Here is a 17256-nt window from a genome sequence, read left to right on the forward strand (position 1 = left end):
TTTCGTGAGTCAGCCGGCACATTACACGCCGTTGGCGAGCACGCCACTACGCGCGACGATGTGCCCGTTCGCTACCACCAGCTTGCGCGCCGGCCGCGCGACCACCGCGTGCGCGACCGTTTGGGCATCTACCAGCACGAGGTCGGCGCGCGCGCCGGCCCGCAGGCCGTAATCGGCGAAGCCGCAGCCGCTCGCGGCCGCCGCGCTCACGCAATCGAACGCGACCGCCAGATCGTCGTCGCGCCGCAGGTCGTAGCGCATGCCGATCAGCATTGCGCGCTCGAGCATGTCCGGCACGCCGTACGGCGACCACGTATCGCGTATGCCGTCATTGCCGCCGAAGATCGTGATGCCCAGCTCGCGGCAGCGCTTGAGCGGCGGCACGGTGCGCGAGGGCGGAGCGCTCGTCAGCAGCGCCACGCGCAGGCGCGCAACGCGTTCGAGCAGCGCCGTAGGTTCGGGCAGCGCGCCCAGGCAGAAGGCATGGCTCACCACGACCTGTCCCTGCATGCCCATGGCCTCCACGCGATCGAGCAGCAGCTTCAGCGTGAACGCGCCAATCTCGCCCGGCTCGTGCAGGTGGATGTCGATGGGTTTGCCGTAACGCTCGGCCAGCGCGAAGGTGGCATCGAGCGACCCGACCGGGTCGCCGTCGATCAAGGCGGGATCGAGCGCGCCGAGCACGTCGGCACCGGCGGCGAGCGCGTTGCCGAGCAGCTCGTCGGTGCCGGGACGGATCAGCATGCCCGACTGCGGAAAGGCGACGATCTGCATGTCGAGCACGTCGGCCAGCGTGTCGCGCGTGTCGAGCACGCCTTCGAGGTAGCGCAGGCCCGCATCGGTGTCCACGTCGACGTGCGTGCGCAAGCGCGTCGTGCCGGCTGCCAGGAACGCGCGCGATAGCGCGAGCGATTGCTCGCCGGCATCGTGCCCGGCGTTCTTGCGGAATTCGCGTTCGTTCGCGATGCGGTCGGTGAGATTCGGGCCGACTTCGTTGACATACCAGTCGCGGCCCCAGTGAGTCTTGTCGAGATGCGTGTGCCCTTCGACGAAGCCGGGCAGCAGCAGCGCACCGCCGCCGTCTTCGACGAGGGCATCGGGCGGCGCCGCTACGTTCGGGCCGATCGCCTCGATGCGTCCACCGACGACCGAGACGGACACCGGCTGGCCATGATGGCCAGGGTGGCCATCGGGCAAGCGAACATGGGAAATGAGGAGAGGGCGGTTAGCAGAAGTCATGCCGATTCCACGGTAGTGGCCATGGGGCCTCGCAGTGCGCGTTGCGCGGCGCTGACGAGGACGAACACCAGCGCATTGGCGAACAATGCAACGAGGCCCGTGTTAATGGAAGTGAAAGCGAGCGGCGCGCCGGGGAAAACCGAGGCGAGCGTCATGCCACGCCAGTTTGCCAGCGCGAGCACGATTGCGCCCGCGAAGATGCCGCCGAACGCAGCTTCACGCGTGCCGAACGGGCGCTTCAGGAAACTCGAGGCGAGCATCGGCACGAGTTGCGTGAGCAGGCTCGACGAGAAGATCGCGAGCGAGACGAAGGTTGCGCCGCCGCGCAGCACGAAGTACACGACGACGAGCGTGAAGAGGGGCAGCGCGATGCGTGCGACGCGGGCGACCTGGCGGTCGCTCGCCTGTGGGGCGAAGCCTTCGCGATAGATGTTGCGGGCGATCGTCGTCGACGCGTTGAGCATGATGAGCGAGCCCGGCACGAGCGCCGTGAGCAGGCCCGCGCCGCCGACAATGCCGACGAACCACGACGGGAAGGTCTGCTTGACGAGCCGCAGCAATGCAAGATCGGTCTGCGCGCCTTCGAGCCCGTGCACGGTCAGGACTGCCGCGAATCCCACCATGAACAGGAAGGCGATCAGCACCTGATAGATGGGCATCAGCACGGTGTTCTTGCGCAGCGCAGCGGCGTCGCGCGCGACGTAGGTCGCGGTGAAGCCATGCGGATAGAGGTAGTAGCCGAGCGACGTGAGCAGCAGCGTCGAGTTGTACCAGCTCAGGTTGTAGCCGTGCTCGGGCATGCGCAGCAGCTCGGGATGCACGGCGTTGATGCGCGCGAACATCTCGCCGTAGCCGCCGAAATAGTGGATCGGCAAGTACGTGCCGAGAAAGATCGCGAGGGCGAGGATCAGCACGTCCTTGAAGATCGCGATGCTCGCCGAGCCGTGGATGCCGGAGACGCTCATGTAGAGCACCATCAGCGTCGCGCTGATCCAGATGGCGGTGTTTTCCGCAATCAGGCCGTACGACATTTCGGAGACGATAATGCCGAGTCCGCGCAACTGGATGATCAGCAGCGCCACCATCGCGAAGACGGCCACGACCGAGACCAGCACGCCGACCGCGCGGCTTTCATACTTTGCCGCGAAATAATCGGCGAACGAGACGAGCCCGCGCTCCTTCGCAAAGCGCCAGATGGCGGGCAGCATCCAGTAGCCGAACATATAGGCCAGACAGCCATATGAAAGGATGTAGAACGCGGGCACGCCCTTGCTGTAGGTCCAGCCGCTCGCGCCGAGAAACGTGAACGTCGAGAAGGCCTCGCCGGCCATCAGCAGGAACGTGAGGAGCGAGCCAAAGCCACGGCCGCCGACGGCCCACTGCTCGAGGCTCAGCTTTTTGCCGCCCCGCGCGCGCAGCCCGATGAAGAGCGAGAAAAGTGCGAACAGGACGATGATGATGAGCGCCGGATTCATTGCTCGCCTCCCGTCTGCTCGCCCGCGCGGGCGGCTTCGTCGCGGCTGTCGAGGTAATAGATGAAGGCGAGGATGGCGGCCGTCCCCGCCATCCAGATCAAGTTCCAGACCAGCAGGAAGGGCACGCCGAACAGCATCGGTATATGGGTGGCGAGCGAGCCGCCCGAATAAATGCCAACGAAAGGCAGCGCGGCCAGCAGAACGCGAAGGTTCACTGCCGGTTTCCTGCGCGCTGGCCTGCTCAACTGCGTTTGCGCCATTCCTGTCTCCAGACTTCTATATGTATGTACTGATCCCGGCGTTCAGCCGGATCGAAACGTTCAAATGTTAGCGATTGCGCACGCCATTCAAAAGTTAAATGTTCTAATGCATTTCAGTGATAAATCGAATAGGTCCGGGACACCCTCGAGGCGCTGCACGGCGCCGCCGCTGCGCAGGAAATGCAAGGCAGGGCGGTACACGATTGCCAGCCACGGTGCCGCGTGATAGAAGGCGGTATCTCATTCGAAAATCAAATGGTCCGATGAAAAACACCATCAGGGGGCATCGACCGCTATTCGATCTGGACCTGCTCAAAGCGATCGTCATGGTGGCGGATTGCGGCACGTTCACGGCGGCTTCGGCGCGCCTGCATTCGACGCAGTCGACAGTGAGCCAGAAAGTGAAGCGTCTGGAGGACATGGCGGGGCACAAGCTGCTCGAGCGCGGCGCCCGCGATGTGCGTCCGACCGATGCCGGCGAGACGCTGCTGGCCTACGCGCGGCGGATGCTGGCGCTCAACGACGAAATGATCGAGTCGTTGGCGGGGGCGGCCGTGGGCTTGACGGTGCGCCTGGGCGTGCCGGAGGACTTCGTCGGCGGACCGACCACCCATATGCTCGCGGCGTTCAATCGCAAGCATCCGCAGGTGAAGCTCGAAGTCACGAGCGGCCTGAGCCGCGACATCGCCAGCAGCTACGACCGCGGCGACCTCGACCTCGCACTCGTGAAGCACCGGCGCAACAGCCGCGAGGCGGTGGCCAGCTGGCCCGAGCAACTGCGCTGGATCGACAGCGCGAAGAATCCGTCGTTTCAGCTCGACCCGATACCGCTGGTCGCGTTCCCGCCGCGCGGCCTCTATCGCGACGACATGACGAACGCGATCGAAGGGCTCGGGCGCCGCTGGCGCCTGAGCTTCATCAGCTCGAGCCTGAGCGGCATCCAGGCGGCCGTGGCCGACGGGCTCGGCATCAGCCTGCTGCCGGCGCGCTCGGTCACGGCCGACCACGTCGTGCTCACGCAAAAGAGCGGGCTGCCTTCGGTCGAGACCATGGACATCGCGCTGCTGCACCGACCGACCGCCGACACGGTCGTGAAGGAGTTGGCGCGGGCGATGTCGCGGATGATCGGCAGGCCGCGGCGCTGATGGCCCGCCGTTTGCCCTGTCACGATTCCCGGCGCCGCGCACGAGTGTGCCGCGCGGCGCAGTTTTTTGTTCTCTAACCGGAGCTGATGCCATGCCGCGCTTCGCCGCGAATCTCAGCATGATGTACAACGAGCACCCGTTCCTCGACCGCTTCGCCGCTTCCGCTCGTGACGGCTTTCGCGCGGTCGAGTACCTCTTTCCGTATGAGCACCCGGCCGCCGGGATCCGCTCGCGCCTCGACGCCAGCGGCCTCGTGCAGGCGCTCTTCAATGCGCCGCCCGGCGACTGGGCCGCGGGCGAACGGGGCATGGCCGCGCTTCCCGGCCGCGAGGACGAGTTCCGCCGCTCGATCGAGACCGCGCTCGGCTACGCACGCACGATTGGCAACGACAAGCTGCACGTGATGGCGGGCCTGATCGGCGCGGACGGCGATCGCGCGCGGCACCGCGAGACCTATTTGAGCAATCTCGCGTGGGCGGCCGAAGCCGCGCGCGGCGACGGCATCCAGATCCTGATCGAGCCGATCAATCAGCGCGACATGCCCGGCTACTTCCTCAGCCGCCAGGACGACGCCCAGGCCATCTGCCGCGAAGTGGGCGCGCCGAACCTGCGCGTGCAGTTCGACTGCTACCACTGCCAGATCGTCGAAGGGGATCTCGCGATGAAGCTCAAACGCGACATCGCCGGTATCGGCCATATCCAGATTGCCGGCGTGCCGGAGCGGCACGAACCGGATCTGGGCGAGCTCAACTATCCGTACCTGTTTGCTCTGATCGATTCGCTTCGCTACGACGGCTGGATCGGCTGCGAATACCGGCCGAAGGCGGCGACCTCCGATGGGCTGGGCTGGCTGCGCCCGTATCTGCAAGCGCAGTGATCGACTTTGCCTCGAGACGGCATGTAAAGCGCACGGATCAGCGCAAGAGAATCAGGTGCGGTACGGCATCGGCGCCGCACCAGACGATCGCGTTCTGCCCGTGCTTTTCGCCTAACGCCTTTGCGGCGTCGAGCGTCACGCCCAACACGAGAAAGCTCGCTTCGCCGGGCCACTGATTCGACGGATGTTGCCCGACGCCCTCGACGCAGGCGAGGCCGAGCACCTCGAGCTCGCGCGCGAGCTCTTCTTGCCGGGCAACATTGGCTTGCGGGTCGAGGCGCTGACTGAACGGATTGCAGGCGGTAATGAACGCGCTACAGGCAACGTGGCGGGCATCATGCAGTATGGCAAGCGCCGGATTGAATTGACCGATCTGCAGCGTTGCCGGCGTCTCGCCCAATACCTCGTAGTGCGTCTCGAGGTACGCCTGGATCGTGTCGCGCGCAATGCTTGAGTCTGAAAACACAAATACCTCCGTCTTTTGCGATCCACCTTGCCCGAGAAGGCGCTCAAGAATGCGCGGCAGGTGCCCTCAAGCGCAGCGCGTTGGCTGCAGGCCCCATCGCTCGGTGGCCATCCCTCAGGGCATGGTGGCGACTGCAAGGATCGCTTTCACGGCCTCGTCCTCGATGCCCTTGATGTCCGAAGGAAATCGGTTGCGCTGAGGGATCAATACCAGTAGCCCTTCGATTTGCCCCGTTATGAGCGCGGCTCGGCGCGCCAACACGAGCGGTGTCAGTTGAGGGTTCACGTCAGCGACAAATCCACCGATCATGCGGCGCTGGAACATATACCCTTCCTCCATGCTCCTGCGCGCGAATTCCTGCGTTTGAGCCAGCGCCCAAAAATTCACAAAGAGGCTTTGGGTTCGAGGTTGTTTGCCGTCTTCAATCAGCAAGCGGACCAGCTTTTCCAGTCGCGCTTCGGGGGACAGCGACGAGTCGGTGCGAAGGTTGTCATAGTTCCTCGAATACTCCGCGATGGTCTCGGCAATGATCGCCGCAAACAGGTCTTCGCGGGTGGGGAAGTAGTGCTGCAAATTGGATAGCGCCAGACCCGCATTGGCAGCCACCTTGCGCATGCTAAGCCCACCGTAGCCCTCGGCCACGAAAATCTCGATCGCACTGGCAAGGATGCGAGCGACAGTATTGCGTCCGCGCCCAGTGAGCGAACGACTCGTGTCGCCGGCTTGAGGCTCCACAGGCACGTCCGGGCGTCGATCGGCCAGTGCGTCCTGGTGGCCATTCTTCTTGCCACTATCGTCTGTCGTCGGTTTCGCGGCCATGAGGTTAGCTTCCCAAGTCGAGCAGTGAGCATCATGCTCAAGCTTGTAGTGATGCATTGTCGGTCACATGACCTCATTCTGGCAAGCGGCTGCATTGCGTTCCAGGCGCTGTCCACATTCTCGCCTCCTGAGTTTTGCCTCCCTTGCGCTACGCGATTTTGCGGCCCCGTTTTCGGTCTCAACGGGCTCGTGTCAGCCCGAGCAAACCGTTCACCGATGTTTCCAGAGCGCGCCGCAGGTTGTCGGCACGTCCTCGCTTTGCGGATGGAAACGCTTATCTAGGTCGCAGGACCTAGAAAATCGAATCTGGAGATGTCGCGGAAAGGCCGATTCTCTGAGCCTCTTGCTCACGGATTGATTGACTCCGAGGCAGCACATTTAGATTGCATTTAATCAATAAATCATAGGCTTATACCCAATTCAGGCATGCCACCCGCTACGCCATCGCAACGAGATGAGGGTTTAACCTTAGTTGCGACCAAAAACGCTGGTGTGTATAACGCCAACTAGGTCAACTGACATAATTACGGTGAATGAGATGAAAGAAGAGCAGTCGGTAAAAGTAGGGCGGCGTACGTTCATGCGGGGCGCAGGATCCGCGCTGGCAGCGACCGCTCTAGCCAGCTCGACCCTGGCGAAAGGCGGGCGTGCATTGGCCGGCGAGCGGCCGTCGCTCCCGGGGCCGGAGTCGAAGTCCATCGCATCGGGTGCGCAATATGACGTGATCGTTATCGGCGGAGGATTTGCTGGCCTCACCGCCGCGCGCGATTGCGCGTTGCGTGGCATGAAAACGTTGTTATTGGAGGCGCGTGCGCGCATCGGCGGCCGGACGTTTACCTCGTCGTTTGCGGGACATCGCCTCGAAATGGGCGGCACCTGGATTCACTGGAGCCAGCCCCATGTCTGGGATGAGATGACGCGGTATGGAATGGGTATCGTCGACGGCCCGGGCGCGAGTCTGGAGCACGTGTCCTGGCTCTCTGGAGGCAAGATCAAGAGCGGCGATGCGGAAAAAGTGTTCCCCGTGCTAGCCGATGCCATGGCGAAATTCTGTGACGTCGATGGCTACGGCGGACGACTGGTCTTTCCGCGACCGCACGACCCGCTCTTCCACGCGGACGAGGTTCGAAAGTATGACGGCCTGTCTTTGCAGGACCGCCTGGCGGCCGTGGGCTTCAAGCAGGAAGTCCACGATCTGATCTCGCCTCAGTTGACCACCCTTTGCCATCGCGATCCCGCATCTGCAGGACTGGCCGATCAACTGAAACTTTGGGCGCTTTCGGAATTCGACTTGGGGCTGCTGTTCGAGCGGGTGAACAAATACCGGATCGAGCAAGGGACTTCAGGCTTGGCGAATGCGATCGCCGCGGACGGTGGGGCGGACGTGATGCTTTCCACACCGGTCGCGCGGGTCGAGCAGGCGGGCGGGAAGGTGAGCGTCACCACCGCGTCGGGCGCCCATTACTCGGCCGGCGCCGTGATCTGTACCGTTCCGGCGAACGTCCTGAAGAGCATCGATTTCAGGCCGGGTCTGAATCCAGCCAAACTGGCAGCGTCCAAAGCCGGGGTCGCGGGGCAGGGGACCAAGTGCTACATCCACATCAAGCAAAAGATCGGGAAATGGATGGGATGTGGCGCCTTCCCCAACCCGATCGCGGTGACCTGGACTGAGCAGGAGCGCGATGACGGCACGCTGCTCGTATCGTTCGGACCTCCGGGACGGTTGGACATCAACGACGAAGACGCGGTACAGACGGCGCTTCGGCAGATTCTGCCCGGTGCCGATGTCGTGGCGACGACCGGTTATCAATGGACCGCCGACCCCTGGTCCCAAGGCACATGGTGTTACTACCGGCCCGGTCAACTGACCCGCGATATGGAGCCGTTGCGACAGCGCGAAGGCGCGGTTTTCTTCGCAAGTGCGGACAGCGCAAGTGGCTGGACCGGCACCATTGATGGCGCAATCGAGCGCGGGACGCGTGTGGCCCAGGACGTCAAAGCCTTCCTGAACCGGAAATAAATCACGATGCCATAAATATAGGCACATTCATCACCTGTGTTCCTGTTAATAAGAATGCAGACGGAGGCGGGGTGCATGAATGGTGTCTCATCGTCATTTTAGTAATTCGTCATCCTTAGTTAATTATTGATAGAGAAAATTATGTCTCTTGTGGAAGACTGCGCGCGGCGTCGGGTGCTCGTGGTGCATGCGCATCCGGAGCCCCAATCGTTCACTTCATCGATGTTTCGCGCTGCGCAGGAAGTCTTGCTCGACTCGGGACACGAGGTGCGTACATCGGATCTCTATGCGAAGGGATTCAATCCCGTTGCCAGTTCGGCCGATTTTGAAACGCGCGAGGATCCGGAGTATTTGGTCTACGCAAAAGAGCAGCGAGCGGGACGCCTCGGCGGAACGTTGTCGCCCGACATCACGGAGGAGGTAGAGAACGTTCTGTGGGCGGATCTCGTCGTCCTGAACTTTCCGATCTTCTGGTTCTCGACGCCCGCGATCCTGAAGGGCTGGATCGACCGCGTGTTTCTTTCCGGCCAATTTTATGGCGGCATGCGCTTTTACGATCGAGGTGGAATGAAGGGCAAGCGCGCGTGGGTGACCGCGACGCTTGGGGGCCGTCCGCATATGTTCGGGAAGGACGCCGTGCACGATGAAATCGACATCATGCTGACACACCTTCTTCGAGGCACGCTGGCCTATGTGGGATTCGAAGTGCTCGAGCCGTTCTTCGGTTATCACGTGCCCTATATCAGCGAAAAAGAGCGGGCCGAAATTCTGGCGCGATTCGACCAGGACGTGAGGAACTGGCAAACGCGCCAGACGCTTTCATTCCGTTCGCTCGACGAATTCGATGAGCATCTTTACCCGCTAACCCCGGAACAGGCGGCAAGAGACAGATCTAACCGGCGCAAACCTTGACGTGTTGTGCCAGTGCTCATTTTTTCCCGGAATAGACATGCAAACTGATAGAAGCTCGCTCATGGCCATCCGCTTCACAGCCTTAAGCGCCGTCATTGGGGGCCTTCTGGTTTATGCGACCTTTGGTCTGCTGACGAAGGTCACGGGCCCGGACACGGAGATGGTGTTCCGTGGTTCAACGATGCTGGCGCTTCCGGCCCAGACGCGCGACCTGTTCCGCTGGGCCATGCTCACGGACGTGTTCGGATTTTATTTGCCGTTCGTCGCCATAGGTGGAGGTCTTTGGTATGCCTTTCGTGAGAAGGCCGGAGCTTTCGGTCACATGGCAGCCATGGCGCTCGTGTTTTACGTCACCATGGGCGTAGGCGGCGCGGTGGTCCAGTTGGCCACGATCGAGCCGTTGTCGCAGTTGTACATTGCTGGAGGCTTGGACGAAAAGGCCATCGCTTCGATTTCCTGGGCGACTGTCGTCCATGTTGCGCAGCGAGGCCTCTGGTGGAGCGAGGCGCCGGCCTTTTTCTTCTGGGCCATGATGATCGGCCGACTGCTTAAGCAGGACGGTTGGGGTGGCTCGACACTACTGCGAGTAACCGGCTCACTCGCAGGGGTGTACTTCGTGTGCGGGTTCTTTCGCGAACTCGATGCTTTCACAAATGGCATCGAAATGGCGGTCGTGGGGCTTCTTCCGTTGTGGATGATTCTGTTCGGATGGCAATTGCTACATCGATCGAGAAAGTAGAGGGGTCGAGCATAGAACACGACATTTCTATTCTTCACCTATATTATTTTCATTCCTACGTTTTAAGTTATGCCAGATTCGAAATGCCGAGCCCTGTACCGAGTCTGCGTGGAAACCGATGCGAATATCTTATGAGCATGTTGGCTTGGCGCAGCAAGTTGCATAACTCATGCTGCTCCAGCGTCAGCCGGTGCATACGGAGGTAGTGGGATTCCGCGCAGAGAATTTCCGCTTGCGTGTGGGGATGTCGTGCGGAAATGCCCGCATCGAACGCGTCGATCATGGATGGCGTATCGCCTTCCCGGTCACGCTGCGCAAAACGCTCGACTCCAGTCAGGCGTTGCCCGTCCCCGAAACGCGACAGGCGCTCGCTGTCTCTGTCAAAATATCGGCAGCCGTTCGCCGGTTCCCGCGCACCTCATGCGGGTTCGTTTGGCTAACGGACCGCAAACCCCGGCCCTGAGCGGGTATGCCGATTTGGCATGTTACAACCTGTGTGAGTAAAGCCATGGTCGCAGTCAGGTACGATGAACTTTCTTTGGCTTTCGATTTCGTCAGCTACGCGGCGACAACGGAGCATAACGCGTATGTCTCGCTCGATACGGGCAAGATCTATTGGACTTCCGATTCCAGCGACGGGTTCGAAGAGGAGCTTCCTGACGACCTTGCATCGTCAGATCGCTACCTCGCGATACCCCACAAAAACGAGTTCAATCTGGGAAGACGTCTCGCCTTACGCCTTGTCGCACAGGAGTTGCCTGCGTGTTACGAGCAGGTCGAAGGTTTTTTCCGACGGCAAGGGGCTTACGCCCGTTTCAAGGATTTGCTGGAGCGTGAAGGCGTTCTCGAGCGCTGGTATTCGTTTGAAGCCGATGCTGTCGAAAGCGCGCTGAGGCAATGGTGTGCCGAAAACGGGCTTGAGCTTGTTCGGACGTGATGGACACCGTTAGCTTTCGCAACGCCAGCGCATCAGTCGTGCCTCGGCGACTGCCTCGATCACCATCAGGCGGTCCAGTTCGCGCATGCTCATCGTGATCCCGGTACAGGCCATTGGCGGCTCCACGCATCCGTGAAAACCGCGCCAGCAGCTCGCGCATCGTCATGATGATCGTCCCAGTCGCATTCATCGCTGGCGCTCCATGTGGATGTCCGGCGCTCAACCTACACAGAACACGACATTTCTATTTAGCGGAAACCCGACATTTCTATTTGGGACCTACATCAAAAACTTCGATAATTGGTATTATGTAAAATTATTTAGCATACCACACCATCCAACACCACACGTCGATCCTCGCGCCGCACGAACGCTGAAAAACGCTGCACCTGCGTGCTGAAATGAATCACGCAAACCAGGCGCCGGCCGACATTCCCGCCCGGCGCCGTTGTGTCACTTCGCATCAGTTCGCCGCTACCGCCACCGGGAAATGCCACTGCCCGTCGAGGATGGCAGCCCGAGGCCGGTAAAGTCGAACCATATAGTTCCATCCGTCGGTGATCGGCAGGCAGTTCGGAATCTTGCCGTCGCAACCACCGAACTGGACGTCAACCGAGCCGTCGCTTGCGCGCTTCGCCGTCACGTTGTTCACCGTATAGGCGTCGAGATCGTTCTTCTGGAAGAAACCCTGAGCGTTATACACGCTGATCGACCAGAATCCATCCACCGGCACGTCCTTCGCCCGCAAGTGGTAAATGGTCTTGCCGTCGTTTTTCTCCGGCGTGACATTCAGATAGATTGCGTCCTTGGTCGGATTGCCGCCCCAGGCGCTAGCCGTTCCGATCAGATGGCGCACCGGATCCACCTGCCCCTTCGCGCCGAACATGCCGCCCAAATCGGGCAGCGTCGAACCCAGCACCCGCAGCGCGTCGCGGACCTTCGCCTGGCTCACAGGATCCCAGTCCGGTATTTCGAATTTTCCGGGACTGGCTTGTTTCACCACAATGGCATCCTGGAGATGGCGCGCCTTCTCGAGGTCAGCCGGGTCCTCGGGGTTGACGAGCGTGCGCACGGCCATCACCACGTAGCGGCTGCCGATTTGCTTGCGCGTGAACGTATAGCTTCCCGGCTGGTAGATGACCTCTGGCGTGTACTCTTCCTCGGTAATGACCTGCATGGCCATGTAGCGGTGAGCCGCTTGCGGCAGCGTGATGGTGAGCGGGCCTGCATCGAGATCGAATACGCCCACGGAGTAAAGCGTGTCGCGGTTCGGGCGGACAACAGGCTGACGATCGATCGGCGCCACGTCGCGATTGTGAGCGAACTTGCCGAATCCACCCATCTTGACGAAATTCGCGAACGACACATCGCTTTCGGCGCGCGCAAAATTTTCAACGGTAACGGGCACGCGTCCCGCCGAAGTGGACTGGGCGTAAGCGGAAATGGCAGTCAGCATGAGCGCCGCAATTGAGGCTCGGCAGAAAGTATGTCTTTTCATATCGTTGTTCTACATGAAAGTTGATAAATATCTATCACAGCAGCATTCTGGATTGCAGAATAATGAAGCTTTCCCTGCCACGCATAACCTTTTCTTGATCGCTCATGCCTGCTGCCCCGCCAGTATAACCAGCGCCATGCGTACGATCTGATTCGTTGTTGACGCCACCGGGGGCCTCTGCTATCTCTTGAGCGGCCACATTATCCAATCCTCGTTTCACACACCCTTCAGGAAGGAAAGTATGGGATATATACGCGACATTAGCCAGCCTCTCTTGTCACACATACAGAAGCTGCTACGCCTGAGGCGTCTTGCAACTTGCCACGCACTTCTGATTGCCTCGATGACCGTATTCTTCCTCCCTGCGGCATTCGCGGCAGAAACGCTCTCTGCACAGCAGGCGAGAGCCATTGCGAAAGAGGCCACAATTTACGGCTTTCCGCTCGTCGACAACTATCGCATTCAGTACTCTTATTTTGCTGACGAGCATGGTCCAAACTTCAAGGCGCCATGGAACTCGATCGCCAACACGGCGCGCGTGTATACGCCGGAGGACAAGACCATTCAGTCTCCCAACTCCGACACGCCCTACTCGTTCCTCGGTGCCGACCTGCGTACCGAGCCGCTCGTCCTGAGCGTGCCCCCGGTGGACAAAGGGCGATACTACGCAGTTCAGTTCATCGACTTGTACACGTTCAATTTTGCGTATGCCGGCAGCCGAACCACGGGCAACGGTGCGGGCAAGTTCCTGCTGGCCGGCCCCGAGTGGAAGGGCACCGTTCCCAAGGGCATCAAGTCGGTCATTCGCTCGGACACGGATTTCGCGTTCGTTTTCTACCGTACGCAATTGTTCAATCCGGGTGACATCGACAATGTGAAGCGCATACAGGCGGGATATAAGGTTGAAACGCTTTCGCAGTATCTCGGCAAGCCCGCACCCACACCTGCCCCTGTTGTCAAGTTCATCCAGCCGCTCACGCCTCAGGACGAGCGCAGCTCGCTGCAATTCTTCAATGTGTTGAATTTCGTGCTCCAGTTCTGCCCGACCGATCCTTCGGAGAAGGCATTGATGGAGCGTTTCGCGAAGATTGGCGTCGGAGCCGGCAAGCCGTTCGATGCGAATGCCCTTGCGCCTGAGATACAAAAGGCAATGCAGGATGGCATGGCCGACGCCTGGAGCGCGTACGCCGAATTCAAGAAAAACGACCTCGATACGGGCAAGATATCGAGCGCCAGTTTGTTCGGAACCCGTGCCACCCTGCAGGGAAACTATCTGGCGCGCATGGCCGGGGCAGTCGTCGGAATTTATGCCAACACCAAGACGGAAGCGTTCTACCCGGTCTATTTCGTCGATTCGCATGGCGAGGCGCTTAACGGTTCGAACCGCTACACGCTGCACTTCCCGCCGGGAAAACTGCCTCCCGTCAACGCGTTCTGGTCGCTCACGCTCTATGAGTTGCCCGCGAGCCTGCTCTATGCCAATGAGCTGAACCGCTATTTGATCAATTCGCCGATGCTGCCCGGGATCAAGCGCGACGCGGATGGGGGCATCACGCTGTATATCCAGCATGAGTCGCTTGGGCCCGCGCTCGAATCGAACTGGCTTCCGGCGCCGCAGGGCCCCTTCCTCACGGCGTTGCGGCTCTACTGGCCCGCGCCCCCTGCACTCGACGGGCAATGGAAGGCCCCGGCCATGGAGCGCGTACAGTAACGACGTTTAAGCTGCCGTGCCATCGCGGCTGGGATTTCCCGCCGCGACATCATGGCAGCATGCCGCTGAACCGATCGCGCGCACACGGCATGGCGCCAGGCCGGCGCATCGTCCAGCAGGTGTTCAACCGGGCAACCACGTCGAGGCCCCGGTCGCCGGCCATAGGTGCGAGGGTGGGAACACGCACCACCCTCCATCCCGATGGCGAAAGAATACGATCGCCAGCAAGCCGGACGGCCGCTCGCTTTCGACACGAACGAAGCGCCAGTGCTTCGCGCTCGCGTGACGGCATCGCGTCACACGGGTACGGTGTGCGGGATCCGTCCCGAACCACTTTTCCACTGCGACGCGCAGCGACTTGCCGCGAGTGTTCATCGCCTGCTCCCGCACTTTCGATATTCGGCGCCGCACAGCAATGCCGGGACCGGCACGATGCGCGGGCTTGCTGCTACGACTGTCACTGCAGGCCCGTCGCGCTCGCCAGCTCCGGCACGACGGTGAACAGATCGCCCACGAGGCCGTAGTCGGCCACGCTGAAGATCGGCGCTTCCTCGTCCTTGTTGATCGCTACGATCACCTTCGATTCCTTCATGCCGGCGAGGTGCTGAATCGCACCCGAGATGCCCACCGCGATATAGAGCTGCGGTGCGACGATCTTGCCGGTCTGGCCGACCTGGTAATCGTTAGGGACGTAGCCCGCATCCACTGCCGCGCGCGATGCGCCCAGTGCTGCGTTGAGCTTGTCTGCGAGCGGCTCCAGAACTTTCGTGTAGTTCTCGCCGCTGCCCAGACCCCGGCCGCCCGAGACGATGATCTTCGCGCTCGTGAGTTCGGGACGGTCGAGCTTCGTGACTTCACGGCTCAGGAATTGCGAAAGGCCGCTGTCGGCGGCCGCTTCGATCTTTTCCACGGTTGCGCTGCCGCCTTCGGCCGCCACGGCGTCGAAGCCGGTCGTGCGAACGGTGATGACCTTGATGGGGTCTTGCGACTGCACCGTTGCGATTGCGTTACCCGCGTAGATCGGACGCTCGAACGTGTCCGGCGATTCCACTGCCGTGATGTCCGAGATCTGCGCGACGTCCAGCTTCGCGGCGAGTCGCGGCGTGACGTTCTTGCCCGCTGCCGTAGCAGGTGCCAGGATGTGCGTGTAGTTCTTGGCGATCGAAAGCACCGTCGCCTCGACATTTTCCGCGAGTCCTACTTCGAGCTGCGGCGCATCAGCCAGCAGCACCTTCGAAACGCCGGCGATCTTGGCGGCCGCTTCTGCGGCAGCTTGGGCGTTGTGCCCCGCGATCAGCACGTGCACGTCGCCACCGATCTTCTGCGCGGCAGCCACGGTGTTCAGCGTCGCCGCCTTGACGGTTGCGTTGTCGTGTTCGGCAATAACCAGATTCGTCATGTTCAATCCGCTCCCTTACAGCACCTTGGCTTCGGTCTTCAGCTTCTCGACCAGCGTATTCACGTCGGCGACCTTCACGCCGGCGCTGCGCTTGGGCGGCTCCGCCACCTTCAGGGTCTTCAGGCGCGGCGTGACATCCACGCCCAGATCCGATGGCTTGATCGTCTCCAGCGGCTTCTTCTTCGCCTTCATGATGTTCGGCAGCGTGACGTAGCGCGGCTCGTTCAAACGAAGGTCGGTGGTCACCACGGCGGGCAATTGCAGGGAAAGCGTTTCCGCACCGCCGTCGACTTCACGCGCAACCGTGGCACGGCCATCGGCGATGGTGATCCTCGAAGCGAACGTCGCCTGCGGCAGACCCGCCAAAGCGGCGAGCATCTGTCCGGTCTGGTTCGAATCGTCGTCGATGGCCTGCTTGCCGAGAACGACCAATGAAGGCTGCTCCTTATCGACCACAGCCTTCAAAAGCTTCGCCACGGCGAGCGGCTGCAAATCTTCATCCGATTCGATCAGCACAGCGCGATCCGCGCCGATCGCCAGCGCCGTGCGCAGCGTTTCCTGCGCCTGCGCGACACCAGCAGACACGGCGATCACTTCCGTCACCACGCCCGCTTCCTTCAATCGCACCGCTTCTTCCACGGCGATTTCATCGAACGGGTTCATCGACATCTTCACGTTGGCGATGTCGACGCCCGTGCCATCCGACTTCACGCCGACCTTCACATTCGGATCGACCACTCTCTTGATTGCGACCAGTACTTTCAAAATGCACTCCCGACTTCCAGCAAAACAGAGCCGTCTTCAACGGCAAGGATTTCAGTCACGCGCGGACTTGAGCGCAGCTTCGATGAAGCGCCCCACTTCCTGCCCGGCCTCGGCGTAAGCCGAAGCGGTATTCCAGTCGGCGATTTCAGCGAAACGGTCCGCGATCGATTCGGGGCTCAGGTCGCCATCGGCAATGTGGCACGGCGCCGTTTCAACGACCGTCGCCGCCGCAAACGAACCGCCGCCGGCGGAGAGCACGACGCGCGACGGCGCGTCCTCGCTGCACAGGAACAGCACCGCGGGTGTCACCCGCTCCGGCTGGATGGCGGCCAACGCTGCCGGCGGCAGGATCTCTTCGGTCATGCGCGTCGCCGCGATGGGCGCAATCGTATTGACCTTGATGTTGCTCTTGAACCCCTCCTGATGAAGCACGTTCATCAGGCCGACCAGTGCCATCTTCGCCGCGCCGTAGTTCGCCTGGCCGAAACTGCCGTAGAGCCCCGCCGCCGACGTCGTCATGACGATGCGGCCGTACTTCTGCTCTCGCATCGTCTCCCATACGGCCTTCGTGCAATGCATCGAGCCCATCAGGTGCACGTCGAGCACCGCGCGAAAATCCGCCACGTCCATCTTGGCGAAGCTCTTGTCGCGCAAAATGCCGGCATTGTTCACGAGGATATCGATGCGCCCGAAGGCATCGAGGGTCTGCGCGACCATGGCCTGAACCTGGGCGAAGTCGGCCACGTTTGCACCATTGGCGATCGCCGTACCGCCCGACGCGCGGATTTCCTCGACCACCGCCAACGCGGCCTCCGAGGAGCCGCCGGTGCCGTCGCGGCCGCCGCCGAAATCGTTGACCACCACCTTCGCGCCGCGCGCGGCGAATGCCAAGGCGTGCTGGCGTCCAAGGCCCGCTCCGGCGCCCGTCACGATGGCGACCTTCCCGTCAAATCGAATGCTCATGTCTCGTTCCTCTTCTTCAATAGCGGCGCGT

At 61.4% G+C, this 17256-nt stretch carries 16 protein-coding genes; 7 read left to right on the forward strand and 9 right to left on the reverse strand.

What is annotated here, in order from left to right:
* Positions 1-21: 21 nt before the first annotated feature.
* From E1956_RS19210 to E1956_RS19220, 3 genes are read right to left on the reverse strand one after another with little or no spacing between them, the layout of a single operon-like run.
* Positions 22-1239: an amidohydrolase family protein gene (locus tag E1956_RS19210; protein ID WP_134751972.1), complete on the reverse strand. Its 1218-nt coding sequence runs from the start codon at positions 1237-1239 to the stop codon at positions 22-24.
* Positions 1236-2714 (reverse strand): sodium:solute symporter family protein, encoded by a 1479-nt coding sequence (locus tag E1956_RS19215; protein WP_134751974.1) that lies wholly within the window; start codon positions 2712-2714, stop codon positions 1236-1238. Before E1956_RS19215 ends, E1956_RS19210 begins: the two co-directional genes overlap by 4 nt.
* Positions 2711-2929 (reverse strand): DUF3311 domain-containing protein, encoded by a 219-nt coding sequence (locus E1956_RS19220; RefSeq protein ID WP_134751976.1) that lies wholly within the window; start codon positions 2927-2929, stop codon positions 2711-2713. The genes E1956_RS19215 and E1956_RS19220 overlap by 4 nt, the downstream gene beginning before the upstream one ends.
* 308 nt (positions 2930-3237) lie before the next feature.
* Here E1956_RS19220 and E1956_RS19225 point away from each other — a divergent pair, with 308 nt between their 5' ends.
* A complete protein-coding gene (locus E1956_RS19225) occupies positions 3238-4119 on the forward strand; it encodes a LysR substrate-binding domain-containing protein (protein ID WP_134751978.1) in 882 nt (293 codons plus the stop codon).
* A gap of 91 nt (positions 4120-4210) precedes the next feature.
* Positions 4211-4996 carry a 2-oxo-tetronate isomerase gene (gene otnI, locus E1956_RS19230; RefSeq protein WP_134751980.1) on the forward strand — a complete coding sequence of 262 codons (786 nt, stop codon included), beginning with the start codon at positions 4211-4213 and terminating at the stop codon, positions 4994-4996.
* A gap of 37 nt (positions 4997-5033) precedes the next feature.
* Here otnI and E1956_RS19235 read toward each other — a convergent pair whose 3' ends face one another.
* Together E1956_RS19235 and E1956_RS19240 are read right to left on the reverse strand one after the other, a co-directional pair.
* Positions 5034-5462 (reverse strand): DUF3293 domain-containing protein, encoded by a 429-nt coding sequence (locus E1956_RS19235; RefSeq protein WP_134751982.1) that lies wholly within the window; start codon positions 5460-5462, stop codon positions 5034-5036.
* Between the two features lie 114 nt (positions 5463-5576).
* Entirely contained in the window at positions 5577-6338 is a 762-nt protein-coding gene (locus E1956_RS19240; protein ID WP_134751984.1) for a TetR/AcrR family transcriptional regulator, read from the reverse strand.
* 481 nt (positions 6339-6819) lie between these two features.
* Between E1956_RS19240 and E1956_RS19245 the strand changes: the two genes are divergently transcribed.
* The 4 genes from E1956_RS19245 (at position 6820) to E1956_RS19260 (ending at position 10889) form a co-directional block, all read left to right on the forward strand.
* Entirely contained in the window at positions 6820-8301 is a 1482-nt protein-coding gene (locus E1956_RS19245) for a flavin monoamine oxidase family protein (RefSeq protein WP_134751986.1), read from the forward strand.
* Between the two features lie 180 nt (positions 8302-8481).
* A complete protein-coding gene (locus tag E1956_RS19250) occupies positions 8482-9213 on the forward strand; it encodes an NAD(P)H-dependent oxidoreductase (RefSeq protein ID WP_335930001.1) in 732 nt (243 codons plus the stop codon).
* 61 nt (positions 9214-9274) lie between these two features.
* A complete protein-coding gene (locus E1956_RS19255) occupies positions 9275-9952 on the forward strand; it encodes a hypothetical protein (RefSeq protein ID WP_134751990.1) in 678 nt (225 codons plus the stop codon).
* Between the two features lie 508 nt (positions 9953-10460).
* A complete protein-coding gene (locus E1956_RS19260) occupies positions 10461-10889 on the forward strand; it encodes a hypothetical protein (RefSeq protein ID WP_134751992.1) in 429 nt (142 codons plus the stop codon).
* 463 nt (positions 10890-11352) lie between these two features.
* On the opposite strand, the gene E1956_RS19265 is transcribed toward E1956_RS19260, so the two are convergent.
* The gene (locus E1956_RS19265) at positions 11353-12345 is read right to left on the reverse strand and encodes a DUF1254 domain-containing protein (protein WP_232071724.1); all 993 of its coding nucleotides are present in this window, start codon (positions 12343-12345) and stop codon (positions 11353-11355) included.
* A 229-nt stretch (positions 12346-12574) separates the two neighbouring features.
* On the opposite strand from E1956_RS19265, the gene E1956_RS19270 reads away from it, so the two are divergent.
* Positions 12575-14098, forward strand: a complete 1524-nt coding sequence (locus E1956_RS19270; RefSeq protein ID WP_232071726.1) for a DUF1254 domain-containing protein — start codon at positions 12575-12577, stop codon at positions 14096-14098.
* Between the two features lie 457 nt (positions 14099-14555).
* On the opposite strand, the gene E1956_RS19280 is transcribed toward E1956_RS19270, so the two are convergent.
* From E1956_RS19280 to E1956_RS19290, 3 genes are read right to left on the reverse strand one after another with little or no spacing between them, the layout of a single operon-like run.
* Positions 14556-15497, reverse strand: a complete 942-nt coding sequence (locus E1956_RS19280) for an electron transfer flavoprotein subunit alpha/FixB family protein (protein ID WP_134751998.1) — start codon at positions 15495-15497, stop codon at positions 14556-14558.
* 15 nt (positions 15498-15512) lie between these two features.
* Positions 15513-16262, reverse strand: coding sequence for an electron transfer flavoprotein subunit beta/FixA family protein (locus tag E1956_RS19285; RefSeq protein WP_134752000.1), 750 nt, complete (start codon positions 16260-16262; stop codon positions 15513-15515).
* Positions 16263-16313: 51 nt separating this feature from the next.
* On the reverse strand, positions 16314-17225 hold the full coding sequence (locus E1956_RS19290; protein ID WP_134752002.1) for an SDR family NAD(P)-dependent oxidoreductase: 912 nt from the start codon (positions 17223-17225) through the stop codon (positions 16314-16316).
* Between the last annotated feature and the right edge of the window lie 31 nt (positions 17226-17256).

Origin of the sequence: Paraburkholderia pallida (genome assembly GCF_004524855.1) — a bacterium.
GTDB lineage: Bacteria > Pseudomonadota > Gammaproteobacteria > Burkholderiales > Burkholderiaceae > Paraburkholderia > Paraburkholderia oxyphila.

What these genes read in the sequence shown, in the direction of transcription:
- E1956_RS19280 (WP_134751998.1), bottom strand. Translation starts at nt 15,497, where the DNA reads ATGACGAATCTGGTTATTGCCGAACACGACAACGCAACCGTCAAGGCG.
- E1956_RS19225 (WP_134751978.1), top strand. Translation starts at nt 3,238, where the DNA reads ATGAAAAACACCATCAGGGGGCATCGACCGCTATTCGATCTGGACCTG.
- E1956_RS19265 (WP_232071724.1), bottom strand. Translation starts at nt 12,345, where the DNA reads ATGCTGACTGCCATTTCCGCTTACGCCCAGTCCACTTCGGCGGGACGC.
- E1956_RS19215 (WP_134751974.1), bottom strand. Translation starts at nt 2,714, where the DNA reads ATGAATCCGGCGCTCATCATCATCGTCCTGTTCGCACTTTTCTCGCTC.
- E1956_RS19210 (WP_134751972.1), bottom strand. Translation starts at nt 1,239, where the DNA reads ATGACTTCTGCTAACCGCCCTCTCCTCATTTCCCATGTTCGCTTGCCC.
- E1956_RS19240 (WP_134751984.1), bottom strand. Translation starts at nt 6,338, where the DNA reads ATGCATCACTACAAGCTTGAGCATGATGCTCACTGCTCGACTTGGGAA.
- otnI (WP_134751980.1), top strand. Translation starts at nt 4,211, where the DNA reads ATGCCGCGCTTCGCCGCGAATCTCAGCATGATGTACAACGAGCACCCG.
- E1956_RS19290 (WP_134752002.1), bottom strand. Translation starts at nt 17,225, where the DNA reads ATGAGCATTCGATTTGACGGGAAGGTCGCCATCGTGACGGGCGCCGGA.
- E1956_RS19245 (WP_134751986.1), top strand. Translation starts at nt 6,820, where the DNA reads ATGAAAGAAGAGCAGTCGGTAAAAGTAGGGCGGCGTACGTTCATGCGG.
- E1956_RS19260 (WP_134751992.1), top strand. Translation starts at nt 10,461, where the DNA reads ATGGTCGCAGTCAGGTACGATGAACTTTCTTTGGCTTTCGATTTCGTC.
- E1956_RS19255 (WP_134751990.1), top strand. Translation starts at nt 9,275, where the DNA reads ATGGCCATCCGCTTCACAGCCTTAAGCGCCGTCATTGGGGGCCTTCTG.